Consider the following 20,575-nt stretch of genomic DNA (forward strand, 5'->3'; position numbering starts at 1 on the left):
AGTGCAAACGAATGCATTCATAAGGATTGGAGGGTGCAGAGAGATGTCCTTTGCTTCTGAAACAAAAAAAGAATTAACCAACATAGAGTCTAAAGCCTGTTGTTTAAAAGCAGAGTTATCTGCACTCATCCGAATGAACGGCTCTCTTTCTTTTTCGAATCGAAAAATAATTTTGGACATTCAAACCGAAAATGCAGCAATAGCTAGAAGAATATATACTCTCTTAAAAAAGCAGTATGACGTTTCTGTCGAGCTGCTTGTGCGGAAGAAAATGCGTTTGAAAAAGAATAACGTCTACATCGTTCGGCTGATAGAAAAAGCTCGTGAAATATTAGAGGATCTGGGCATCCTCGGAGAAAATTTTACGTTTGAGAGAAGTATTTCCGAGGAGCTTGTCAGAAAGAAATGCTGCAAGCGATCCTATATAAGAGGTGCCTTTTTGGCAGGAGGTTCTGTCAATAATCCGGAGACTTCATCCTATCACTTAGAAATTTTTTCATTATATAAAGAGCACAATGACTCTCTATGTGAATTAATGAATTCCTTCCATTTGAACAGCAAAACACTCGAACGGAAAAAAGGATACATTACCTATTTGAAGGAAGCCGAGAAAATATCTGATTTTCTCAGCATTATAGGCGGTCATCAGGCACTCCTGCGCTTTGAAGATGTGCGGATTGTCCGCGATATGAGAAATTCCGTTAACCGCCTCGTCAATTGTGAAACCGCTAACTTAAACAAAACAATTGGTGCAGCCATACGCCAAGTCGAGAATATAAAATTTATCGATGAAAAAATGGGTCTTGAAGCACTGCCCGACAAATTAAGTGAAATTGCACGTCTTCGGGTAGAGTATCAGGATGTTACGCTTAAAGAACTGGGTGAAATGGTATCAAGCGGCAAAATCAGCAAGTCAGGCATTAATCACCGTCTGAGAAAACTTGACGAGATTGCAGAACAACTAAGAAATGGCCAGCCAGTAACGATCAAATAAAAAGGGGAAAGAAGAGGGGATTCATATGGTTGAGAAACAGGTCGAAGTTCGTTTAAAGACAGGCTTACAAGCCCGTCCAGCAGCACTTTTTGTACAAGAGGCTAATCGTTATTCATCAGACATCTTTTTAGAAAAAGACGGGAAAAAAGTGAACGCGAAGAGCATCATGGGGTTAATGAGTCTTGCAATCAGCACTGGCTCAGTGGTTACTCTTATCGCAGAAGGCCATGACGAGTCAGAAGCATTAGAGGTTTTATCTCAATATGTGAAGCAAGAAGCTTAAAAACGGCCTTTGGCCGTTTTTTTTGATTAGGAGGTATTTGGAAAACAGAAAGTATTTCGCTGACTTTGTAAAGTATTTTACGGGTTTTCGCTAGTAAAAAGGATATTTCGGAAAGTAAAAGTCACTATTTGGAAAGTAAATCAGCTTACAGCAGGAAAAAAGGAGGATTTCGCTCAATCTGGAAAGTGTTTTACGGATTTTCTTTAGTAAAAAGAGGATTCTGGAAAGTAAAATCCACGATTTGGAAATCATGCCTCAAGTCTATTGGAAAAGCCAATTTACTAAGAAGAAAACAAAAAAACAGAACGGCCTAAGGCCGTTCTGCTGTATCTTATTATTTATTATCAGGCAGTGTATTGCGAGTCATCACTTTATCAATCAAGCCGTACTCAAGTGCACGTTCTGCCGTCATGAAGTTGTCACGGTCTGTATCGCGAGCGATCACTTCCATTGGCTGGCCAGTACGGTCAGCAAGAATTTGATTCAGCTTATCACGCAAGAACAAGATGCGTTTTGCAGCGATCTCAATTTCAGTTGCCTGTCCTTGAGCTCCGCCAAGAGGCTGATGAATCATAACTTCACTGTTTGGAAGGGCATAGCGTTTGCCTTTTGCACCGGCTGCAAGGAGGAATGCTCCCATTGACGCGGCCATACCGATGCAGATAGTTGATACTTGTGGTTTAATAAACTGCATTGTATCGAAAATCGCCATACCGGCTGTAATAGAACCGCCAGGGCTGTTAATGTAGATTGAGATGTCTTTCTCTGGATCTTCAGCTTCTAAGAACAAAAGCTGGGAGACAATTGAGTTTGCCACGTTATCGTCAATCCCGCTTCCAAGCATGATAATGCGGTCTTTTAAAAGACGTGAGTAAATATCGTATGCACGTTCACCGCGGTTCGTTTGTTCAATAACTGTAGGTATTAAATTCATCGTATTTTCCTCCTTTTAAATAAAGGTAAATTTTATGTACTCTCATCATACAACTATGGTCAATAAAGGTCAAACGAAACGCTGTTCTTTGATGCTTTTTCTTGCAGCTTATAATATATGCAGCAGTTGCTGACTGTAACCATGTTACCCAATTATTCTTTCTTTCAAACGGTTGAGTGAAGCTGTTTCATGCCTCATTTTTTCTGCGTATGATAGAACTTCAATAGTGGTCTTTCCCAAGCAGGCTGTAACATAAGTATTCGGCAGGCACTTTAAAATATCCTTTATATTTCCGTTCGGCAGCTGATAAAAGGAAAGCATTTTTTAATGATCACCCTATTTGGTTCAGCGCTTTATATCTTAGAAATCCCCCGTTTTCTTCAGGAGTTTAGTCCTTTCAGCCTGCAGAATAAAAATACCGCTTGATACATAGGTAGTTTTTATCGTATAATAGCGCTACTGACTAATAAATTTTTATATGCGCTCGTAGCTCAGTTGGATAGAGCGGTGGTTTCCGGTACCACGTCTGTCGGGGGTTCGAATCCCTTCGAGCGCGTCACTTATAGAAAGAGCTGGTTTTTAATTAAACCAGCTCTTTCTTTTTTTGTTGGAGGCTCTTTCAATTGAGCTAATCACAAAAATGGTTAAACCCACAATTCGCCGGCTAATCAATAATTGAAAATAGCTAAAAAAGCGGAAAATCGGCTAGAACAAATGGAATTTATGCTAATAAAACAGCGGTTTATGCTAAAAAGACTTTCTGTGCGGCCGTCAAAGATTAGCAGGACGCCTATACGGACTGAGTTGACCGGTACAAGCTCCAACACAAAAGCTCATTTGTCAGAAATGGAGCTGAGCAAATAGCTCTGCTATTTTGAATGCTAGATTCTATTATAGATTCCTTAAAAATAGACGAATGACCCAAGAGAGGCGCCTTTCCAAAAGGCGTCTCTTTCTCATTTACTATAATAAGGGGTGATAAGCATTGAGTGTTTCTCAAAAATATCAAATATATCCGTCTTGGAAATGCACGTTCAGGGGAAAAACTGACTTGACCTCTATTTATAGTCTCTCACGAAACGGCAAATAACTCGGCTGATGCTGACGATCACTTTAATTATTTTAACAACTCTCAGCCGAGTGCATCTGCTCATACGTTTATAGGTGATGGCAAAATTCTTGAGATCATCCCATTAGATGAAAAAGCGTGGCACAATCTATATCGGAACCCTGAATATTATCAGCTCTTCGGTTATGATGCAAATGACGCAGCTATTGCAGTTGAGCTCTGCCGCACTGGAGATTTCATTAAAGCCTATGACCGGTATGTATGGTACCACGCGTACCTTTGCCGCAGGTTCAATTTAAACCCTTCGACAAAAATAGTTGCCCACAGTACACTTGATCCACGCAGAAGATCGGATCCGGGCAGCTGGTTCAGAGAACATGGTGTGACATGGGGAAAATTTATGAGTGATGTGCGTGTTTATTATGATGCATGGGGCAGCAGCGGAACGCCTATTAAAGTAGAGCCGCCAAAGCAGGAAACAGGCACTGAGGTAGATGTGACCATTATACGAAAGGGAAACCGGGGTTCGGTAGAAAAGTGTTTTTAGACGATCTAGACAGATATTGACGCGGACTTTAAATGCCAATCCAATAAAAAAAGCCCTGCCAAGTTAACCTGGCGGGGCATGATTGAATGGAAACAGAAATAATATGTAAGAGTCCAGTAAGCCGCACTGGACAAGAAGTGTATATTGCCGTGCTTGACGACTCAACAATTCTTATTTTAAAGCATGTCACGTTTTTTGTGAACAGGTAAATTTTTCAATTATTTTTCAGATTTAATCGTATTGTACGCCTCATCCAAATTCTGAATCCGTTTTAAGACCACTGAGTTTTTTGTAAGCTGATCCTGAACCAGCGCTGAAACGACAGATCGATAATAACGGTTCATGGCATCAAGCTTCGGAACTTGACCTTCATTCTGTTTAATGTGCTCTTTAAAATTTTGCTCAAAGTAGGGCACTGAAAATAATTCACTCATTGATATCTCTCCTTTGAAGTTCTTTCCATACAATGATGGACCGTTTTCGTGTAAAATGAGAAGCAGGGGGAACGAACTATGGATATGAAAGTCGGTTTATTTCAAGAGCAATCATTAAAACTCAATATGACTCAAGAATTAAAGCAAGCAATTACTCTTCTTCAATACTCTTCTATGGAGCTTGCCTCCTATATAGAGGACCTTACCCTTGAAAATCCCCTCATCGAATTAAAAGAGAAGCCTGATTCAGGCGTATTGTATCATACCTCATCACGGACAAAAATGACAAGTTCATCAAAGAACACGGACTTGATTGAAAACGTATCAAGCATTGGCACAACCCTGCAGCAGCATTTAGAGGCCCAGCTGCTCGGGATGAAGCTGACTGCATCAGAAAAACGAGCTCTTCATATCCTGATACAGGCTCTTGATCCTAACGGGTACATAGAGGGAGATCTTAGTGTACTTTCTGAAAAATTCAGCATCAGTGCTGAAGAGCTAAATCAGCAGCTAACCGTATTACAGAAGCTTGACCCGGCAGGAGTAGGGGCGAGAAATCTGCAGGAATGCATTTCGATTCAGCTCGCAAGGCTGCCGAAACGAAATAAAACAGCCGAATTAATTGTGAACGACTATTTCTACTTATTCGCGGAAAAATCATGGAAAGAGCTTGCGAAAAGAACAAAGTTTGATTTAAAAGAAATTCAAAGTGTCCAGGATTTTATAAAAACGCTGCATCCGCGCCCTGGGCTTGCCTATCATCACGTTCATGACAGCTATATTGTTCCTGAACTGACAGTGGCCAAGGTTCACGGGGAATGGCAAGTCATGTACAATGATGACATTTCACCTAAAGTCGCCGTTAACTCTGCCTATAAATCTAATTATTCTTCTATAGAAGATGCAGATGTGAAGCAATATCTGTCTTCAAAGCTCAATCAATGCAGATGGCTGATTAAGACGCTGAATCAGCGGAAAGAGACAATGATGAAAGTGATGAAAGAAATTGTGCGGAGGCAGGCTGACTTTTTCGAAAAAGGCGAATTGTTTATGAAACCGCTGACATTAAAGACTGTCGCTGATGCAATTGAAGTTCATGAATCAACTGTCAGCCGGACAGTGAGGGAGAAGTATGTTCAGACTCCTCATGGGCTTTATGAGCTGAAGTATTTTTTCTCAAATGGATTAGAACAATCCTCGCAGGACATTACTGCTTCCACTGTTAAAACAATCATAGAACAAATGATTGAAAAGGAAGATAAACTTGCACCGCTGTCTGATCAGAAAATTGTCACAAAACTCGCAGAGGAACATCAAATTGATGTCTCAAGAAGAACGGTGGCCAAATACAGAGATCAGTTAGGGATTGCCTCTTCTTCTGCAAGAAAACGATATTAGGATGTGTAAAAATAATGCTTTTAAAAATGTATTCAAGAAACAGCTGTCCTCTCTGTGTTGAAGCTTTAGAGGAACTTGAAAAGCTGAAAAACGACATGAATATAGAAATCGAAGTTGTTGATATTTACAGTGATGATACCCTGCTTGAAAAGTATCAGCTCATGATTCCTGTCGTTGAATATGGAGGTTTGGTGCTTGGATACGGCAAAATTAAAAAAGATTTTATAAGAAAGCGGTTACTTGATAAAAAGCAAGAAAGAATAGTTGAATAAGCATTTTCACCCTGCTAAAATGAAAATATAGCAGGGATGATTTTTTTTAGGTATAGTGGGACATATTACGTCATAGAGGGACACTTTTCGTCCCGTATGTTCTTGAAAGGGAATTTGTACATGAGGTCAATTATAGAAGTCCAAAAAAAATTATTGCCTGATCTGCTTCAAGTTATGCAAAAACGTTATCAGATCCTTCAGTATATACGACTAATGCAGCCAATCGGACGTCGAAGTCTTTCATCTAGTCTCGGGATCAGTGAGCGGGTTTTAAGAGGGGAAGTTCAATTTTTGAAAGATCAAAATTTGATCGATATTTTTTCCTCTGGCATGATGTTAACGAAGGAAGGATCATCTCTGTTAAGTATTCTCGAAGAAACGATGAAAGATGTTTTAGGTTTAACGTTTTTGGAAAATACATTAAAGGAACGTTTAAATCTTAAAAACGTCATCGTCGTATCCGGAGACAGCGATCAGTTCTCATGGGTTAAGAAAGAAATGGGCAGAGCCTGTGTCGCATGCATAAAAGAGCGGCTTACAGGGGAAAATATCGTCGCTGTCACTGGAGGAACAACCATTGCCGCTGTCGCTGAAATGATGACGCCGGACAGTAAAAATCGCGAACAGCTGTATGTACCTGCCAGAGGCGGCCTTGGAGAAAATGTAGAAAACCAGGCCAACACAATCTGCGCAAAAATGGCTGAGAGGGCGATGGGAAACTACCGTCTTCTGCACGTTCCAGATCAGTTAAGCAAGGAAGCCTATCTCTCTATTATTGAAGAACCGTCGATTAAAGAGCTGCTTATGCTCATTAAATCCTCAAGTATGGTTGTTCATGGAATAGGAGACGCTAAGACAATGGCGGAACGCCGAAAAACACTGCCAGAAGACTACATAAAGATAGAGCAGGGTCAGGCGGTAGCAGAAGCGTTCGGGTATTATTTCAATCAAGAAGGAGAAGTCGTTCACAAGGTGCAGACAGTAGGGATGCAGCTTAACGACTTAGAAAAGATTCAGGATGTTATTGCAGTGGCAGGCGGAGCTTCAAAAGCAAAAGCCATCCGGGCATACCTGAGGCAGGCAGCCGATTCCATTCTTATAACGGATGAAGGGGCCGCGAAAGAGTTAATAAGGGATCTTAATCCCTGATTATAATAGCTACAAAAAAAATCTCTCACTTATTTAAAGGAGGAAATTTCATCATGGCAGTAAAAATTGGTATTAACGGTTTTGGACGTATCGGACGTAACGTATTCCGTGCAGCACTTAAAAATCCTAACGTGGACGTTGTAGCGGTTAACGACTTAACAGACGCTAACATGCTTGCTCACCTTTTAAAATATGACTCAATTCATGGCAGATTAGATGCTGACGTGAAAGTAGACGGAAACAACCTAGTTGTTGACGGCAAAACAATCCAAGTATCAGCAGAGCGCGATCCTGCGAAATTATCTTGGGGCGAGCGCGGAGTAGAAGTAGTTGTTGAATCAACTGGTTTCTTCACTAAGCGTGCAGACGCTGCGAAGCACTTAGAAGCTGGCGCTAAAAAAGTAATCATCTCTGCTCCTGCAACAGATGAAGACATCACAATCGTTATGGGTGTTAACCATGACAAATATGACGCTGCAAGCCATGATGTAATCTCTAATGCATCTTGTACTACTAACTGCTTAGCGCCATTCGCTAAAGTTCTTAACGACAAATTCGGCATCAAACGCGGTATGATGACAACTGTTCACTCATACACAAACGATCAGCAAATTCTTGACTTGCCGCATAAAGACTACCGTCGTGCCCGTGCAGCAGCTGAAAACATCATCCCTACTTCAACTGGAGCAGCTAAAGCAGTTTCTCTAGTATTGCCTGAGCTTAAAGGTAAATTAAACGGCGGAGCTATGCGTGTTCCAACTCCAAACGTTTCTTTAGTAGACTTAGTTGCTGAGCTTGACACTAACGTAACAGCTGAAGAAGTAAATGCAGCATTCAAAGAAGCTTCTGAAGGCGCATTAAAAGGAATTCTTAACTACAGCGAAGAGCCATTAGTTTCTGGCGACTACAATGGCGACCCAGCTTCTTCAACAATCGATGCTTTATCAACAATGGTTATGGAAGACAGCATGGTAAAAGTAATCTCTTGGTATGACAATGAGTCTGGCTACTCTAACCGTGTAGTAGACCTAGTTGATTACATCGCTTCTAAAGGTCTTTAATCCTTAAGTCTGCTGAGGCTTGGATTTAAACCAAAACTAAGGTTATAATGAGTGCAAAGGGGAAGGGGAATACATGCCCCCTCCCTTTTGCTTTGTATGCCATACCATTCCAAATTAAAGGAGGAATTCCTGAAGATGAACAAAAAGTCAGTAAAAGACATCGAGGTTAAAGGGAAAGTTGTCTTCTGCCGTGTTGATTTCAACGTGCCGATGAAAGATGGCAAAGTAACAGATGACACACGCATTCGCGCAGCTTTACCAACTATTCAGTACTTAACAGAGCAAGGTGCAAAGGTTCTATTAGCAAGCCATTTAGGCCGTCCAAAAGGACAAGTTGTTGAGGAGCTTCGTTTAAACGCAGTTGCAGAGCGTCTTCAAGAATTACTTGGCAAAAATGCAGCGAAAGCAGACGAAGCATATGGCGACTCTGTAAAAGCTGAAATCTCTAAAATGCAGGAAGGCGACGTACTTCTATTAGAAAACGTTCGTTTCTACCCTGGTGAAGAGAAGAATGATCCTGAGCTTGCAAAAGCATTTGCTGAGCTTGCTGATGTCTATGTAAATGACGCTTTCGGAGCAGCGCACCGTGCACATGCTTCTACAGCAGGCATTGCAGACCACATTCCGGCAGTTGCAGGATTCCTTTTGGAAAAAGAATTAGAAGTATTGGGCAAAGCATTATCAAACCCTGAGCGTCCGTTCACAGCAATTATCGGCGGAGCTAAAGTAAAAGACAAAATCGGTGTAATTGATCACCTCTTAGATAAAGTGGATAACTTGATCATCGGCGGCGGACTTGCCTATACATTCATTAAAGCAATGGGCCACGAGGTAGGGAAATCTCTTCTTGAAGAAGATAAAGTTGAGCTTGCTAAATCCTTCATGGAAAAGGCGAAAAAGAACGGCGTTAACTTTTACATTCCAGTTGACGTAGTTGTAGCGGATGATTTTTCAAACGATGCAAACATTAAAGTTGTGCCGATCGACAGCATCCCAAGTGATTGGGAAGGCTTAGATGCTGGACCAAAATCCCGCGAAATCTACGCTGATGTTATCAGGAATTCAAAGCTTGTGATCTGGAACGGACCGCTTGGCGTATTTGAATTAGATGCATTTGCAGAAGGTACAAAGTCTGTGGCTGTAGCACTTTCAGAAGCAAAAGATACATACACAGTTATAGGCGGCGGAGATTCTGCTGCTGCAGTTGAGAAATTCAACATGGCAGACAAAATGGATCACATTTCAACAGGCGGCGGAGCATCTCTTGAATTCATGGAAGGCAAAGAGCTTCCAGGAGTTGTCGCATTAAACGATAAATAAATTCTTGTTTGTTAAGGACGGTGTGCGTGATGAGAAAGCCAATTATCGCTGGTAACTGGAAAATGAACAAAGTAATGGGCGAAGCAGCAGCATTCATTGAAGAAGTAAAAGGCTTAGTTCCTTCTGCTGACAAAATTGAATCTGTAGTTTGTGCACCTGCACTCTTTTTAGACCGCCTTGTAGAGGCTTCTAAAGGAACTGATGTTAAAATCGGTGCCCAAAACATGCATTTCGAAGAAAATGGTGCATTTACAGGCGAAACAAGCCCTGTTGCACTTAAAGACTTAGGCGTAAGCTACGTGATCCTTGGTCACTCAGAGCGCCGCGAAATGTTTGCTGAAACAGATGAAACAGTAAACAAAAAGACGGCTGCTGCTTTCAAGCATGGTCTTGTGCCGATCGTATGCTGCGGCGAAACGCTTGAAGAGCGTGAAGCAGGCAAAACAAACGATCTTGTAGGAGTTCAAGTAACAAAAGCACTTGCTGGTTTAACAGACGAGCAATTAAAAGAAGTTGTCATTGCATATGAGCCAATCTGGGCAATCGGCACGGGCAAATCTTCTTCTGCAAAAGATGCAAATGACGTTTGTTCACACATCCGTTCAGTTGTGGCAGAGCAGTTCTCTAAAGAAGTGGCTGAAGCAGTACGTATTCAATACGGCGGCAGCGTAAAGCCTGAAAACATAAAAGAATACATGGCAGAGTCTGACATCGACGGCGCTTTAGTCGGCGGAGCAAGTCTTGAGCCGCAATCTTTCTTACAGCTTTTGGAGGCAGGACAACATGAGTAAGAAACCGGTAGCCTTAATTATCCTTGACGGGTTTGCACTTCGCAGCGAAGAGAAGGGTAATGCGGTTATTCATGCAAAAAAACCAAACTTTGACCGATACTGGAATCAGTATCCTCATGCTACTTTAACGGCAAGCGGCGAAGCCGTCGGTTTGCCTGAAGGCCAGATGGGGAATTCAGAGGTAGGACATTTGAACATCGGTGCCGGACGTATCGTATACCAAAGCTTAACGCGTGTGAACGTAGCCATTCGTGAAGGTCAATTTGAAAAAAATGAAACCTTTATTTCAGCTATGAATCACGTTAAAGAAAACGGCACAAACCTTCACATCTTTGGATTGCTGTCTGATGGAGGCGTTCATAGCCACATTGACCACCTTTTCGCTTTGCTGAGACTGGCAAAAGAAGAAGGCGTCAAGAATGTTTACATCCATGGCTTCCTTGACGGCCGTGATGTTGGCCCGCAAACAGCAGAAGGCTATATTAAGCAATTAAACGAAAAGATCGAAGAGTATGGTGTTGGTGCAATTGCAACCCTCTCAGGCCGTTATTATTCCATGGACCGCGACAAGCGCTGGGATCGTGTTGAGAAAGCGTACCGCGCAATGGTATACGGCGAGGGCCCAACTTATACGAATCCGCTTGACTTAGTGGAAGATTCATATAAAAATGGAATCCACGACGAGTTCGTTCTTCCTTCAGTTATGACTAAAGAAGACGGCTCTCCTGTTGCAACAATCAGCGAGAACGATGCGGTTATTTTCTATAATTTCCGCCCGGATCGCGCGATTCAGATTTCGAACACATTTACAAACGAAGACTTCCGTTCATTTGACCGTGGACCAAAGCATCCGAAAAACCTGCATTTTGTATGTTTAACTCATTTTAGTGAAACAGTAGACGGGTATGTTGCTTTTAAAGCAACGAACTTAGATAACACACTAGGTGAAGTTCTATCGCAAAACGGGTTAACCCAGCTTCGGATTGCTGAAACGGAAAAATACCCTCACGTAACATTTTTCATGAGCGGCGGACGTGAAGCAGAATTCCCAGGTGAAGAACGCATTCTAATCGATTCACCAAAAGTCGCAACCTATGATTTGAAGCCTGAGATGAGCGCCTACGAAGTAACGGACGCGTTACTTGGCGAAATCGAAGCTGACAAGCATAACGCGATTATCCTGAATTTCGCCAACCCGGATATGGTTGGACATTCAGGCATGCTTGAACCGACTGTTAAAGCAATAGAAACAGTTGATGAATGTCTTGGCAAAATCGTTGACGCAATTCTTGCTAAAGGCGGAACGGCTATAATTACAGCGGATCATGGAAATGCTGATGAAGTGACAACTCTAGAAGGTACACCGATGACAGCACATACAACAAATCCAGTTCCTGTAATCGTAACAAAGGAAGTTGCAGGCTTAAGAGAAGATGGAATTCTTGGTGATTTAGCGCCAACCGTGCTTGACTTGCTTGGAGTAGACCTTCCGAAAGAAATGACAGGTAAATCATTAATTAAAAAATAACCATTTAAAAGGAGAGAAATAAATTATGCCATACATTGTTGATGTATTTGCTCGCGAAGTATTAGACTCACGCGGTAACCCGACAGTTGAAGTAGAAGTACACACAGAAACAGGTGCTATGGGACGTGCATTGGTTCCATCTGGCGCATCTACTGGTGAATATGAAGCAGTAGAATTACGTGACGGCGACAAATCCCGTTATCTGGGAAAAGGCGTATTGAACGCTGTTAAAAACGTAAACGAAGTAATCGCTCCTGAATTATTAGGTTTCGACGTAACTGAGCAAGTTGCAATCGATCACCTTCTAATCGAACTTGACGGTATGGAAAACAAAGGTAAATTAGGTGCGAACGCAATCCTTGGTGTATCTATGGCAGCGGCTCGTGCAGCAGCTGAATTCTTAGGTCTTCCACTTTACCAATACCTTGGCGGATTCAACGCTAAAACATTGCCAGTGCCAATGATGAACATCATCAACGGCGGAGAGCATGCTGATAACAACGTTGACATTCAAGAATTCATGGTAATGCCGGTTGGAGCTGAAGATTTCCACGAAGCACTTCGCATGGGTGCTGAAATCTTCCACAGCCTGAAATCAGTTCTTCAAGGCAAAGGCCTTAACACAGCTGTAGGTGACGAAGGCGGATTCGCTCCAAACCTTGGATCAAACGAAGAAGCTCTTCAAACAATCATCGAAGCAATTGAAAAAGCTGGCTACAAACCAGGCGAGCAAGTGAAGCTTGCAATGGATGTTGCTGCTTCTGAGATCTTCAATAAAGAAGATGGAAAATACCACTTATCAGGCGAAGGTGTTGTAAAAACATCTGCTGAAATGGTAGACTTCTACGAAGATTTAGTATCAAAATATCCAATCATCTCAATTGAAGATGGATTAGACGAAAACGACTGGGAAGGCCACAAACTATTAACTGAGCGCCTTGGTGACAAAGTTCAATTAGTTGGTGACGATCTATTCGTAACAAACACGAAAAAGCTTTCTGAAGGTATTGAAAAAGGAATCAGCAACTCGATCCTTATCAAAGTGAACCAAATCGGTACATTAACTGAAACATTTGATGCGATCGAAATGGCTAAACGCGCTGGCTACACAGCTGTTATCTCTCACCGTTCTGGTGAAACAGAAGACAGCACAATTGCTGACATCGCTGTAGCAACAAACGCTGGCCAAATCAAAACAGGTGCTCCATCACGTACTGACCGTGTTGCAAAATACAACCAGCTTCTTCGCATCGAAGATCAGCTTGGTGACACAGCTAGATACGATGGAATCCATACTTTCTATAACTTAAGAAAATAATGTTGAAAAAAAGCTGCCCGTTAAATGAAATGGGCAGCTTTTTTATGTGTATTAATTCATATGAGACCAAAATGGAGATTTGATTCCACTAATCCTTCCGAATTTAATAAGGTAGAGCTTAAAGATTTTTTGAAACAAAAATAGAACATGTCCCCGCTGGCATCAATCTCCCTAGCTCTCCACAGTACCGTACTTGTCAATTTTCTTCATACGGCTCAAGCTCCTTTTTAATCTTTCACCTATTTATTGTTAATTAGCATATTTTTCTTTTAATGCTCTCTTATCCATACCTTCTCCTCCAACCTTACATATAAATAATAATCAAAGAAAATGTGAATAAAGGAGATAATATGAAGATTTTATTTGCTTATTTTCGTTATTCTCCTTATGAAATGGGCCTTCAACCAATATTAATAATTTACGAATTTAGAGGGACATCAGTATAATTTATTATCCCATGACAACCAAGGACAATATCTAGATTAAGGAAAAAACAAAAGGTGAATAAGATCAGCATCAGAAAAGACTCGTTTATCAGTATCTGCCTTAATATTCCACGCAGTATCATCCGTGGATTTTTGACGTAGAGATAGGAAAAATGGTGTCAGATACCGATAAACTCATTATTACATTCGGTTGTAAATTACCAGAAGAAGCCGGCTTCATGATACTGACAAGTATGAGTTTTATTGCGAAGCAAACCATCCAAATAACCAAAAGACCTCTCCGAGAGATCTGACTCCCTTTTCATATTGACACTTAGCTGTTGTCCAAAGATATATGTTGTTTTTCTAGCTCGTTTCAATGGACTCATATAAACAGCCGCAACTTTAACGGCTATGAGACAAATGGCTAGAAGAAGTGCCTGTTTTTTCCCTAGTCCATTTAAAGGAGAATCGAATCTTCCTAGTAAACGCTGCACCTTGTTCCAGTCCTTTTCCCTTGACGGATCAAGTGAATATCATTTGCATTCGATTTTCCCCCTCGGATTATTTTTAGCATCTTTCTGTTTTCATAGATATGCCAAAAACAAGCAGGTAACACAGACAAAGATAATAAGGAACTATTTCGTCAAATAAATGACTACAGCATTCTGAAATGACAAGCATCAAGTAGATCAGCTATTGGCGAACAAATCAAGAGTATCCAGCAAATGCTATGTTTGGAATGGATGGTCTAGGTGAATCACTCAAAAGCATTACCCGTAGAAATTGGAGAAAATTATCACATATTGAGGCTAATATGAAATGAATTCAGAAAGACAAACCTGGCATTATAGCAGGAAGATAAATTATTGCGTCTGGTGATAGGGGGAAAAAATAGTTATGTTTTCGTTGTAAAGATATTCAATATCTTCAAGTCAGACATGGGACATTTCCGCATAAGACCAGTAACAACAGCAGGGAACGAACCCGGAACATGATGGTTACAAGAAAAAATCAAAATGACAGGAATAAATGATACAAAATATATAAGGATAAAAGTACCGGCTGTTGATAGTAACAGCCATTTTTTAATCCTTATATCATACTTACTTAATAGCCAAGTTTTCTGAAAAATTGAAAAGAAAACAAACGTGGACCATTCAAAAATAATTATCTGTCTCTCGACATTAATTTGGACTTCCTTTGATTAAAATGTTTGATGCCTTTCCAAAATCCAACCCTACTTTTCCCGTTAATTCAGCAATTTTATGTGCAAGTACAACAGCATTTACACCGCAGCAAATCAAGGCGATATCAAATTCATCTTTATTAGCTTTTATTTTTCCTAATGTATCAGTCATCTGATTATAGTGAGAGAAGGGAATTGTCATCGTAATTTCTAATTTATAAGGCTCACTCTGTAAAATATTTTTTAGTTGATCCGCGAATTGGTAAATGATAAGGATTTTTTTCCCTTTTAATATCTTCCAAAACTCCGGTTCCTTAGCGAGTTCTCTATTTAAGCAGGCATGACAAGTATATTCAGGATTTATTTTATAATAGGAAAATATTTTATCAGTTAAATCTCGCTTAAGATGACTTGGAGCTTGAATAATAGTGTCATTTTGAGGAAGAACTCCAACCACATTTGCTTTTCTGATAGCTTCTATCATTAAATCCCTTAAAGATGCATTAGGTAATTTAACTCCTTTTTGACCGTTATTTGCTTTAATGACCCAGGGCTCTCTCAACACATCCTGGATATTCATTACGGTGTTTTGAGACATTACTAAATTCTCTCCATCCCCTATTCTCACCAAAGAAAAGGGCTCTTTCTCATTTAGAGCATTCCCTATTAATTGTATGACTTCATCCATTTCCAGATACATACTCTTAAACATACTAAAACCACTCCTAAATTCCAAAATTAATTAAGTATCTTTTATAGAATATGAAATAGCTTCTCTGAATTCTTATATTATCAACCATTTTTAGAATTTAGATGAATTTGTCTATTCCATAAACTATCAGAAATCATAAGATAGGTTTGTAAGAGAGTAAATATTAGATGTGGATCTTAGAAATTAACGAAAATCATATCTATTTATACTAATCTCAATTTTTTGTAATTTAGAGAAACGAGTTAAAAGAGTAATGAAAATAACTAAAGGTGGAGAAAAATTGTGAAAAAGAAATTAATTATAAGAATTCCTTTTAATAATATAGGAGCAAATGAGGAAAGTTTTACTAAGGAATGGATAGAAAGGAGAATCTCGATATTTATGAATTATACCTTAAAAAGCTTAAAAGGACAAAGCTCCCAAGATTATTTAGCACTAGTTTTGTATAATCCTAAAACAGAAGATAAGATAAAAACCGCTCTAAATAATCATCGTCCACTCCCTAATAATGTTAGGTTTATCCCTTCTCAATTGTTTGAAGCGGTAGTAAAAAACACCATTAAAGGAAGTGACCTTTTGTATGAAGTTCACTTAGAAAGTGATGATATGTATCATCAATCATTTATTGAGGTACTGCTTAAACACACTCATAAAAAGAATACTGCTGCATTAATACCGCAATATGGATATGTATACGACTCGATACAGAATAGATTAGGAAGGTTTTTTTTCTGGAAACCAAGTTTTGGGGCTTTTATTTACAATGTAAATGATTATTTAAAAGGAAAAAGATATGAACTAGGTTGGAGAGGAGCACTTAAATTACCTTATGAATTTATATGTGTGAAAGAACCTATTTGGATTAATCATATTCATTCAAAAAATACAGGTATTAGTTTTAACAAAATTTTATCGTGGCAAGTAAAAGCTTATATCGGTGACTGTAATTTAGATCCTTGGACCGACAGCGAAAAACCTCGCGCTCATTTTGGACCTGAGATTACTGATAAAAAGGAAATAAAAAGAATCTTAGAAAAATTCATCTGAAAAAATAAGAATAATAGTATCAGCACCAATGGTACCTTTTTGATATCTTCCAAACTCGTTCTGGAACGAGTTTGGATTTTTGATTCATTTTTCAATCCTCTCCATCCTCTATTTTCAACAATTAAAAATCTAATTTATCTCTAGTACATTCCCTATCAGATGGGCCATCAACTTATTTATTAATAATTTGCTTACTATTTTGAGGCTTTTCTCAAAAGATCAAATCTACGTTTTTTGATTTTTTCAGCAAAAGCCTAATTGAACATGCTAATACTCATCCTTAATCTTGATAAAGTATATATTTTAAAACTCTTTCACTTAAATCTTCTATTATCACCTATTTTTAGAAATTCGATGATTTTGTCCATTCCATAATCTAGTAAAAATCATAAGATAGTTTATGAAAGAGTAATACTAAGTTTTTTAAATAAAAATAGAAAGGATATTATGATATGACAAAAAGGAGAATAGTAATAGAAATCAACTTTAATAATTATGGAATGAATCCACAACGAACAACAGAGGAGTGGATTGAAAATAGGATTTCTATATTTCAAAAGTATACTCTTAAAAGTTTGAAGAAACAGACGAATCAAAATTTTCTAACTGTAGTTAAACTGGCAGAAGGATGCAGTGAAATCATTAATCGAGCTCTTCAAAAATATGAACCGCTTCCTGATAATATTAAATTTGGAACAAGTATTGAATCCCAACGCAGAATTGAAGCTTATATTCAAGGTTACGATGAACTATATGTAGCAAGGCAGGATTCGGACGATTTGTACCACAAATCTTTCGTTCAGCAGTTGCACAATTACAGACACAAACCATCCACAGAGGTATTAATTAATCAAGACGGCTACATGTGGGATACAGTCGATAACAGGATGATCCACATTCATTTTGAATCTCCGCAATACTATACTTTCGTCTATACTGCAAAAGACTACTTGGATGGTAAAAGATATATCCTGCCGGGCGGCCATGGTTATGCTATTAGATTACCTCACGAAATATTAAAGAATCGAAATTACGTAAATATTGTTCATCCTTCTATTACTTCAAAGAAAAGAGTACCGAAAGGCATTGGATTTGCACCTGAGGTTATGAAAAAAATATTGGATGGGTTCATGTAAAGGAGATTGGATATGAAAATAATGACAATTCTTGGAACGCGCCCGGAAATTATCCGGCTAAGCCTTATTATACGAAAGCTAGATCTTTTCGCAGATAAGCACATTCTCGTTCATACCGGACAAAACTATAATCGAAATTTAAGCGATATTTTCTTTGAAGAGATGGAAGTTCGTCAGCCGGATTACTTTATTCAATCGGTTTTTCATTCATTGGGCGAACAGCTGGGTAATATGTTTCCAGAAATTGAGAAAATTATAAATAAAGAAAAACCGGATCGAATCCTTGTACTCGGGGATACAAACAGCGCCCTTTGCGCAATTATTGCCGAGCGAATGGGAATACCTGTTTTCCATATGGAAGCGGGAAACCGCTGTTTTGATACTAGTGTACCGGAAGAAATTAATAGAAAAATCATAGATTCTATCTCTTCCTTTAATTTACCTTATACGGATAACAGCAGAGATAATTTACTGCTAGAAGGAATTCCGACCAATCGAATTTGGGTTTCAGGAAATCCAATATATGAAGTGGTCCATCATTTTCAAGACAAAATAGACAAGAGCGACATTTTAAAAAAGCTGGATTTGAAGCCTGGAGGTTATATATTGGTTACTGCCCATCGTGCAGAAAATGTTGATAATGAAAATCGGCTTATAAATATCATTGAAGGGTTACACTCGACAGTTAAAAAGCACCAAATTCCGATTGTTTTTAGTGTACATCCGCGGACTCAAGATCGAATGAAGAAATTCGGCATAAATTCACCTCATACGTTAGTGAAATTTTGTGAACCTTTTGGGTTTATAGACTTTATCAAATTGCAAAAAAACGCCCGTTGTGTGGTTACGGACAGCGGTACCGTTCAGGAAGAAAGCTGCATCCTAGGTATTCCCTCTGTCACAATACGAAAAAGTACAGAAAGACCTGAAACGGTTTTATGCGGCAGCAACGTTGTGTCTGGTCTAGAATCAAAACGGATAGCAGAATGTTTAGACTTAATGATGGAATCAAGCAACAATTGGAAAATTCCCAAAGGATATGACGATGTAAATGTTTCGACCAAAGTTATTCATTTTATTTTAGGAGGCGTTTCTAATGTTTAAAGATAAAACGATTCTGGTTACAGGTGGAACTGGGTCTTGGGGCCACGAATTAACAAGGAAACTATTAACCTACCAACCAAAAGAAATTCGTATTTTTTCTCGTAATGAGTTCTCTCAAGTATTGATGCGGAGAACATTTAATAATAATTCTTGCATCAAATATATTATAGGTGATGTTAGAGATTTTGAAGCGGTAAATGAAGCTTGTCAACAGGTTGATTATGTTTTTCACCTAGCTGCACTTAAACACGTGCCTGTATGTGAAGATTATCCACAAGAAGCGTTAAAAACGAATGTACTGGGCACAGAAAATATCATCCGGGCCAGTATCTTACAAAAGGTGAAAAAGGTCATTGATGTTTCCAGTGATAAGGCGGTAGATCCGATTAACTTTTACGGAATGACAAAAGCGATTGGTGAAAAATTGATGATCAGGGCCAATCATCTTAGCGATTACACCCGATTTGTTTGTATTAGGGGCGGTAACGTGCTCGGAACGAACGGAAGTGTAGTCCCTCTTTTCAAAAAGCAGATTTTGGAAACAAATGGTGTTACCATTACTCATAAAGATATGACTCGTTTCTTTCTAACCGTATCAGAAGCGATTGACTTACTTTTACAAGCATCAACCGCTGCAATTGGCGGAGAAACGTTTGTTATGAAGATGAATGCTTGTCTTATCACTGATCTAGCAAATGTCCTAGGTGAGCATCTATTGAAAAAAACGATCGCACATAAGGAGGTTGGGATACGGCCCGGGGAAAAGCTTCATGAGGTTCTTGTTTCGATAGCCGAATCACCTTATACCTATCAATTCAGCGATCAATATTTTGTCATTCTTCCTTCGCACACTTCTCCTGAACTCTATAAGCACTATCAACATCTTCCCAAAGTTTCCTTTCAAAAATACCAATCTGATGATGATCTCATGAACTCCGAAAACATCACTAGTCTTTTGAAAAGGGGAGGAGTTTTAGATTGAAGGTTCTTGTTTTAGGCGGTAACGGTATGGCGGGGCATATGATAAAAGATTATTTGACTGAAGCTACTTCTTATGAAATCTACTATACCATCAGGGGAAATTCAGAGGAAGAGCGGTGTTTTACTTTAGACGTGTTAGATGAGCAAAGTGTGGAAGCATTGTTAAAACAGCTAAAGCCTGATCTCGTCATTAATACGACCGGCTTGTTGAATGACAATGCTGCCAGTCTCTTCATGGAGGCCATTTATGTAAACAGTCTCTTTCCGCATAAATTATCCCTATACGGCCGACAGTATGGTTTTAAGGTTATTCATATCAGTACGGACTGCGTTTTTTCTGGGGATAGAGGTGACTATACGGAAAATGAACGTAAAGACGGAACGTCCGTTTACGCAAAAACGAAAAGCCTAGGAGAGATTATAGACAATAGCAATATTACGATTCGAACATCCATCATTGGTCCGGAACTTAAAAAAGAGGGAACTGGACTCTTTCATTGGTTTATGCACCAGTCAGGGGAAATATTAGGATACCAGAGTGTTTATTGGAATGGTGTCACAACTCTAGAACTGGCTAAAGCGATAGAATGGCTCATACCTCGCAGCATCAGCGGACTGGTTCAACTTACAGGAGCTAAGAAAATATCAAAATTTGAACTGTTAAATCTTATTAAAAAAGAATTTAAACGGGATTCTATAGTGATTAAAGCATATGATCAAGTCAAATCAGACAAGAGTCTATTAAATACAAGATCTGATTTTTTATATAAGGCATCCTCATATTCACAAATGCTGGCAGAATTAAAAGGATGGATGGATTCCAGAAAAAAGGGAATCTACCAATATACGTGACGATGACGAACACAAGAAGACATTTTAGAAA

General features: G+C 39.3%; 19 protein-coding genes, 1 tRNA gene and 2 pseudogenes. 18 read left to right on the forward strand and 4 right to left on the reverse strand.

From position 1 onward, the window contains the following. The first annotated feature begins 43 nt into the window (after nucleotides 1-43). Both whiA and QFZ72_RS04295 read left to right on the forward strand, forming a co-directional pair. On the forward strand, nucleotides 44-994 hold the full coding sequence (whiA, locus tag QFZ72_RS04290; RefSeq protein WP_307429861.1) for a DNA-binding protein WhiA: 951 nt from the start codon (nucleotides 44-46) through the stop codon (nucleotides 992-994). Nucleotides 995-1,019: 25 nt separating this feature from the next. Continuing rightward, a complete protein-coding gene (locus QFZ72_RS04295; RefSeq protein ID WP_133312653.1) occupies nucleotides 1,020-1,277 on the forward strand; it encodes an HPr family phosphocarrier protein in 258 nt (85 codons plus the stop codon). Between the two features lie 334 nt (nucleotides 1,278-1,611). On the opposite strand, the gene clpP is transcribed toward QFZ72_RS04295, so the two are convergent. Next, nucleotides 1,612-2,211 carry an ATP-dependent Clp endopeptidase proteolytic subunit ClpP gene (gene clpP, locus QFZ72_RS04300; RefSeq protein ID WP_307429867.1) on the reverse strand — a complete coding sequence of 200 codons (600 nt, stop codon included), beginning with the start codon at nucleotides 2,209-2,211 and terminating at the stop codon, nucleotides 1,612-1,614. Between the two features lie 480 nt (nucleotides 2,212-2,691). On the opposite strand from clpP, the gene QFZ72_RS04305 reads away from it, so the two are divergent. The 3 genes and pseudogenes from QFZ72_RS04305 to QFZ72_RS04315 all read left to right on the forward strand — a co-directional run bounded on the left by QFZ72_RS04305 (nucleotide 2,692) and on the right by QFZ72_RS04315 (nucleotide 3,827). Then, nucleotides 2,692-2,767: transfer RNA gene (locus QFZ72_RS04305), tRNA-Arg, on the forward strand. A 508-nt stretch (nucleotides 2,768-3,275) separates the two neighbouring features. Further along, a pseudogene (locus QFZ72_RS04310) lies at nucleotides 3,276-3,629 on the forward strand (peptidoglycan recognition protein family protein); the annotation flags it as partial. 51 nt (nucleotides 3,630-3,680) lie between these two features. Further along, entirely contained in the window at nucleotides 3,681-3,827 is a 147-nt protein-coding gene (locus QFZ72_RS04315; protein WP_307429870.1) for a hypothetical protein, read from the forward strand. A 218-nt stretch (nucleotides 3,828-4,045) separates the two neighbouring features. On the opposite strand, the gene yvfG is transcribed toward QFZ72_RS04315, so the two are convergent. After that, complete coding sequence (yvfG, locus tag QFZ72_RS04320) at nucleotides 4,046-4,261, reverse strand: protein YvfG (protein ID WP_252202474.1); 216 nt, start codon at nucleotides 4,259-4,261, stop codon at nucleotides 4,046-4,048. Between the two features lie 78 nt (nucleotides 4,262-4,339). Between yvfG and rpoN the strand changes: the two genes are divergently transcribed. From rpoN to eno, 8 genes are all read left to right on the forward strand, one after another. Further along, the gene (gene rpoN / locus QFZ72_RS04325; protein ID WP_307429875.1) at nucleotides 4,340-5,659 is read left to right on the forward strand and encodes an RNA polymerase factor sigma-54; all 1,320 of its coding nucleotides are present in this window, start codon (nucleotides 4,340-4,342) and stop codon (nucleotides 5,657-5,659) included. A 14-nt stretch (nucleotides 5,660-5,673) separates the two neighbouring features. Further along, nucleotides 5,674-5,931, forward strand: coding sequence for a glutaredoxin family protein (locus tag QFZ72_RS04330; RefSeq protein WP_307429878.1), 258 nt, complete (start codon nucleotides 5,674-5,676; stop codon nucleotides 5,929-5,931). Between the two features lie 120 nt (nucleotides 5,932-6,051). Next, a complete protein-coding gene (locus QFZ72_RS04335) occupies nucleotides 6,052-7,080 on the forward strand; it encodes a sugar-binding transcriptional regulator (protein WP_307429881.1) in 1,029 nt (342 codons plus the stop codon). A 53-nt stretch (nucleotides 7,081-7,133) separates the two neighbouring features. After that, complete coding sequence (gap, locus tag QFZ72_RS04340; protein ID WP_070878074.1) at nucleotides 7,134-8,141, forward strand: type I glyceraldehyde-3-phosphate dehydrogenase; 1,008 nt, start codon at nucleotides 7,134-7,136, stop codon at nucleotides 8,139-8,141. 135 nt (nucleotides 8,142-8,276) lie between these two features. Beyond that, entirely contained in the window at nucleotides 8,277-9,461 is a 1,185-nt protein-coding gene (locus tag QFZ72_RS04345) for a phosphoglycerate kinase (protein WP_307429888.1), read from the forward strand. A gap of 29 nt (nucleotides 9,462-9,490) precedes the next feature. Further along, nucleotides 9,491-10,252: a triose-phosphate isomerase gene (gene tpiA / locus QFZ72_RS04350; RefSeq protein ID WP_252202468.1), complete on the forward strand. Its 762-nt coding sequence runs from the start codon at nucleotides 9,491-9,493 to the stop codon at nucleotides 10,250-10,252. Beyond that, nucleotides 10,245-11,780 (forward strand): 2,3-bisphosphoglycerate-independent phosphoglycerate mutase, encoded by a 1,536-nt coding sequence (gpmI, locus tag QFZ72_RS04355; protein ID WP_307429892.1) that lies wholly within the window; start codon nucleotides 10,245-10,247, stop codon nucleotides 11,778-11,780. Before tpiA ends, gpmI begins: the two co-directional genes overlap by 8 nt. A gap of 25 nt (nucleotides 11,781-11,805) precedes the next feature. Beyond that, on the forward strand, nucleotides 11,806-13,098 hold the full coding sequence (gene eno / locus QFZ72_RS04360) for a phosphopyruvate hydratase (protein WP_223438259.1): 1,293 nt from the start codon (nucleotides 11,806-11,808) through the stop codon (nucleotides 13,096-13,098). A 643-nt stretch (nucleotides 13,099-13,741) separates the two neighbouring features. Here the strand turns inward: eno and QFZ72_RS04365 are convergent. Both QFZ72_RS04365 and QFZ72_RS04370 read right to left on the reverse strand, forming a co-directional pair. Continuing rightward, nucleotides 13,742-14,026, reverse strand: a pseudogene (locus tag QFZ72_RS04365) (histidine phosphatase family protein); the annotation flags it as partial. A gap of 684 nt (nucleotides 14,027-14,710) precedes the next feature. Beyond that, nucleotides 14,711-15,424 (reverse strand): GT-D fold domain-containing glycosyltransferase, encoded by a 714-nt coding sequence (locus QFZ72_RS04370; protein ID WP_307429895.1) that lies wholly within the window; start codon nucleotides 15,422-15,424, stop codon nucleotides 14,711-14,713. Between the two features lie 282 nt (nucleotides 15,425-15,706). Here QFZ72_RS04370 and QFZ72_RS04375 point away from each other — a divergent pair, with 282 nt between their 5' ends. The 5 genes from QFZ72_RS04375 to QFZ72_RS04395 all read left to right on the forward strand — a co-directional run bounded on the left by QFZ72_RS04375 (nucleotide 15,707) and on the right by QFZ72_RS04395 (nucleotide 20,544). Beyond that, a complete protein-coding gene (locus QFZ72_RS04375) occupies nucleotides 15,707-16,471 on the forward strand; it encodes a hypothetical protein (RefSeq protein WP_307429898.1) in 765 nt (254 codons plus the stop codon). 452 nt (nucleotides 16,472-16,923) lie between these two features. Continuing rightward, entirely contained in the window at nucleotides 16,924-17,607 is a 684-nt protein-coding gene (locus tag QFZ72_RS04380; protein ID WP_307429900.1) for a glycosyltransferase family A protein, read from the forward strand. 12 nt (nucleotides 17,608-17,619) lie between these two features. Further along, complete coding sequence (gene wecB, locus QFZ72_RS04385) at nucleotides 17,620-18,711, forward strand: non-hydrolyzing UDP-N-acetylglucosamine 2-epimerase (protein WP_307429903.1); 1,092 nt, start codon at nucleotides 17,620-17,622, stop codon at nucleotides 18,709-18,711. Next, nucleotides 18,704-19,693, forward strand: a complete 990-nt coding sequence (locus tag QFZ72_RS04390; protein WP_307429905.1) for a polysaccharide biosynthesis protein — start codon at nucleotides 18,704-18,706, stop codon at nucleotides 19,691-19,693. The genes wecB and QFZ72_RS04390 overlap by 8 nt, the downstream gene beginning before the upstream one ends. Continuing rightward, nucleotides 19,690-20,544, forward strand: coding sequence for a dTDP-4-dehydrorhamnose reductase family protein (locus QFZ72_RS04395; protein ID WP_307429908.1), 855 nt, complete (start codon nucleotides 19,690-19,692; stop codon nucleotides 20,542-20,544). The genes QFZ72_RS04390 and QFZ72_RS04395 overlap by 4 nt, the downstream gene beginning before the upstream one ends. Nucleotides 20,545-20,575 lie beyond the last annotated feature (31 nt).

The sequence above is a fragment of the Bacillus sp. V2I10 genome (genome assembly GCF_030817055.1).
GTDB lineage: Bacteria > Bacillota > Bacilli > Bacillales > Bacillaceae > Bacillus_P.

What these genes read in the sequence shown, in the direction of transcription:
- QFZ72_RS04345 (WP_307429888.1), top strand. Translation starts at nt 8,277, where the DNA reads ATGAACAAAAAGTCAGTAAAAGACATCGAGGTTAAAGGGAAAGTTGTC.
- QFZ72_RS04315 (WP_307429870.1), top strand. Translation starts at nt 3,681, where the DNA reads ATGAGTGATGTGCGTGTTTATTATGATGCATGGGGCAGCAGCGGAACG.
- QFZ72_RS04335 (WP_307429881.1), top strand. Translation starts at nt 6,052, where the DNA reads ATGAGGTCAATTATAGAAGTCCAAAAAAAATTATTGCCTGATCTGCTT.
- gap (WP_070878074.1), top strand. Translation starts at nt 7,134, where the DNA reads ATGGCAGTAAAAATTGGTATTAACGGTTTTGGACGTATCGGACGTAAC.
- whiA (WP_307429861.1), top strand. Translation starts at nt 44, where the DNA reads ATGTCCTTTGCTTCTGAAACAAAAAAAGAATTAACCAACATAGAGTCT.
- QFZ72_RS04370 (WP_307429895.1), bottom strand. Translation starts at nt 15,424, where the DNA reads ATGTTTAAGAGTATGTATCTGGAAATGGATGAAGTCATACAATTAATA.
- yvfG (WP_252202474.1), bottom strand. Translation starts at nt 4,261, where the DNA reads ATGAGTGAATTATTTTCAGTGCCCTACTTTGAGCAAAATTTTAAAGAG.
- clpP (WP_307429867.1), bottom strand. Translation starts at nt 2,211, where the DNA reads ATGAATTTAATACCTACAGTTATTGAACAAACGAACCGCGGTGAACGT.
- tpiA (WP_252202468.1), top strand. Translation starts at nt 9,491, where the DNA reads ATGAGAAAGCCAATTATCGCTGGTAACTGGAAAATGAACAAAGTAATG.
- wecB (WP_307429903.1), top strand. Translation starts at nt 17,620, where the DNA reads ATGAAAATAATGACAATTCTTGGAACGCGCCCGGAAATTATCCGGCTA.
- QFZ72_RS04295 (WP_133312653.1), top strand. Translation starts at nt 1,020, where the DNA reads ATGGTTGAGAAACAGGTCGAAGTTCGTTTAAAGACAGGCTTACAAGCC.
- eno (WP_223438259.1), top strand. Translation starts at nt 11,806, where the DNA reads ATGCCATACATTGTTGATGTATTTGCTCGCGAAGTATTAGACTCACGC.
- rpoN (WP_307429875.1), top strand. Translation starts at nt 4,340, where the DNA reads ATGGATATGAAAGTCGGTTTATTTCAAGAGCAATCATTAAAACTCAAT.
- QFZ72_RS04330 (WP_307429878.1), top strand. Translation starts at nt 5,674, where the DNA reads ATGCTTTTAAAAATGTATTCAAGAAACAGCTGTCCTCTCTGTGTTGAA.
- QFZ72_RS04380 (WP_307429900.1), top strand. Translation starts at nt 16,924, where the DNA reads ATGACAAAAAGGAGAATAGTAATAGAAATCAACTTTAATAATTATGGA.
- QFZ72_RS04390 (WP_307429905.1), top strand. Translation starts at nt 18,704, where the DNA reads ATGTTTAAAGATAAAACGATTCTGGTTACAGGTGGAACTGGGTCTTGG.
- gpmI (WP_307429892.1), top strand. Translation starts at nt 10,245, where the DNA reads ATGAGTAAGAAACCGGTAGCCTTAATTATCCTTGACGGGTTTGCACTT.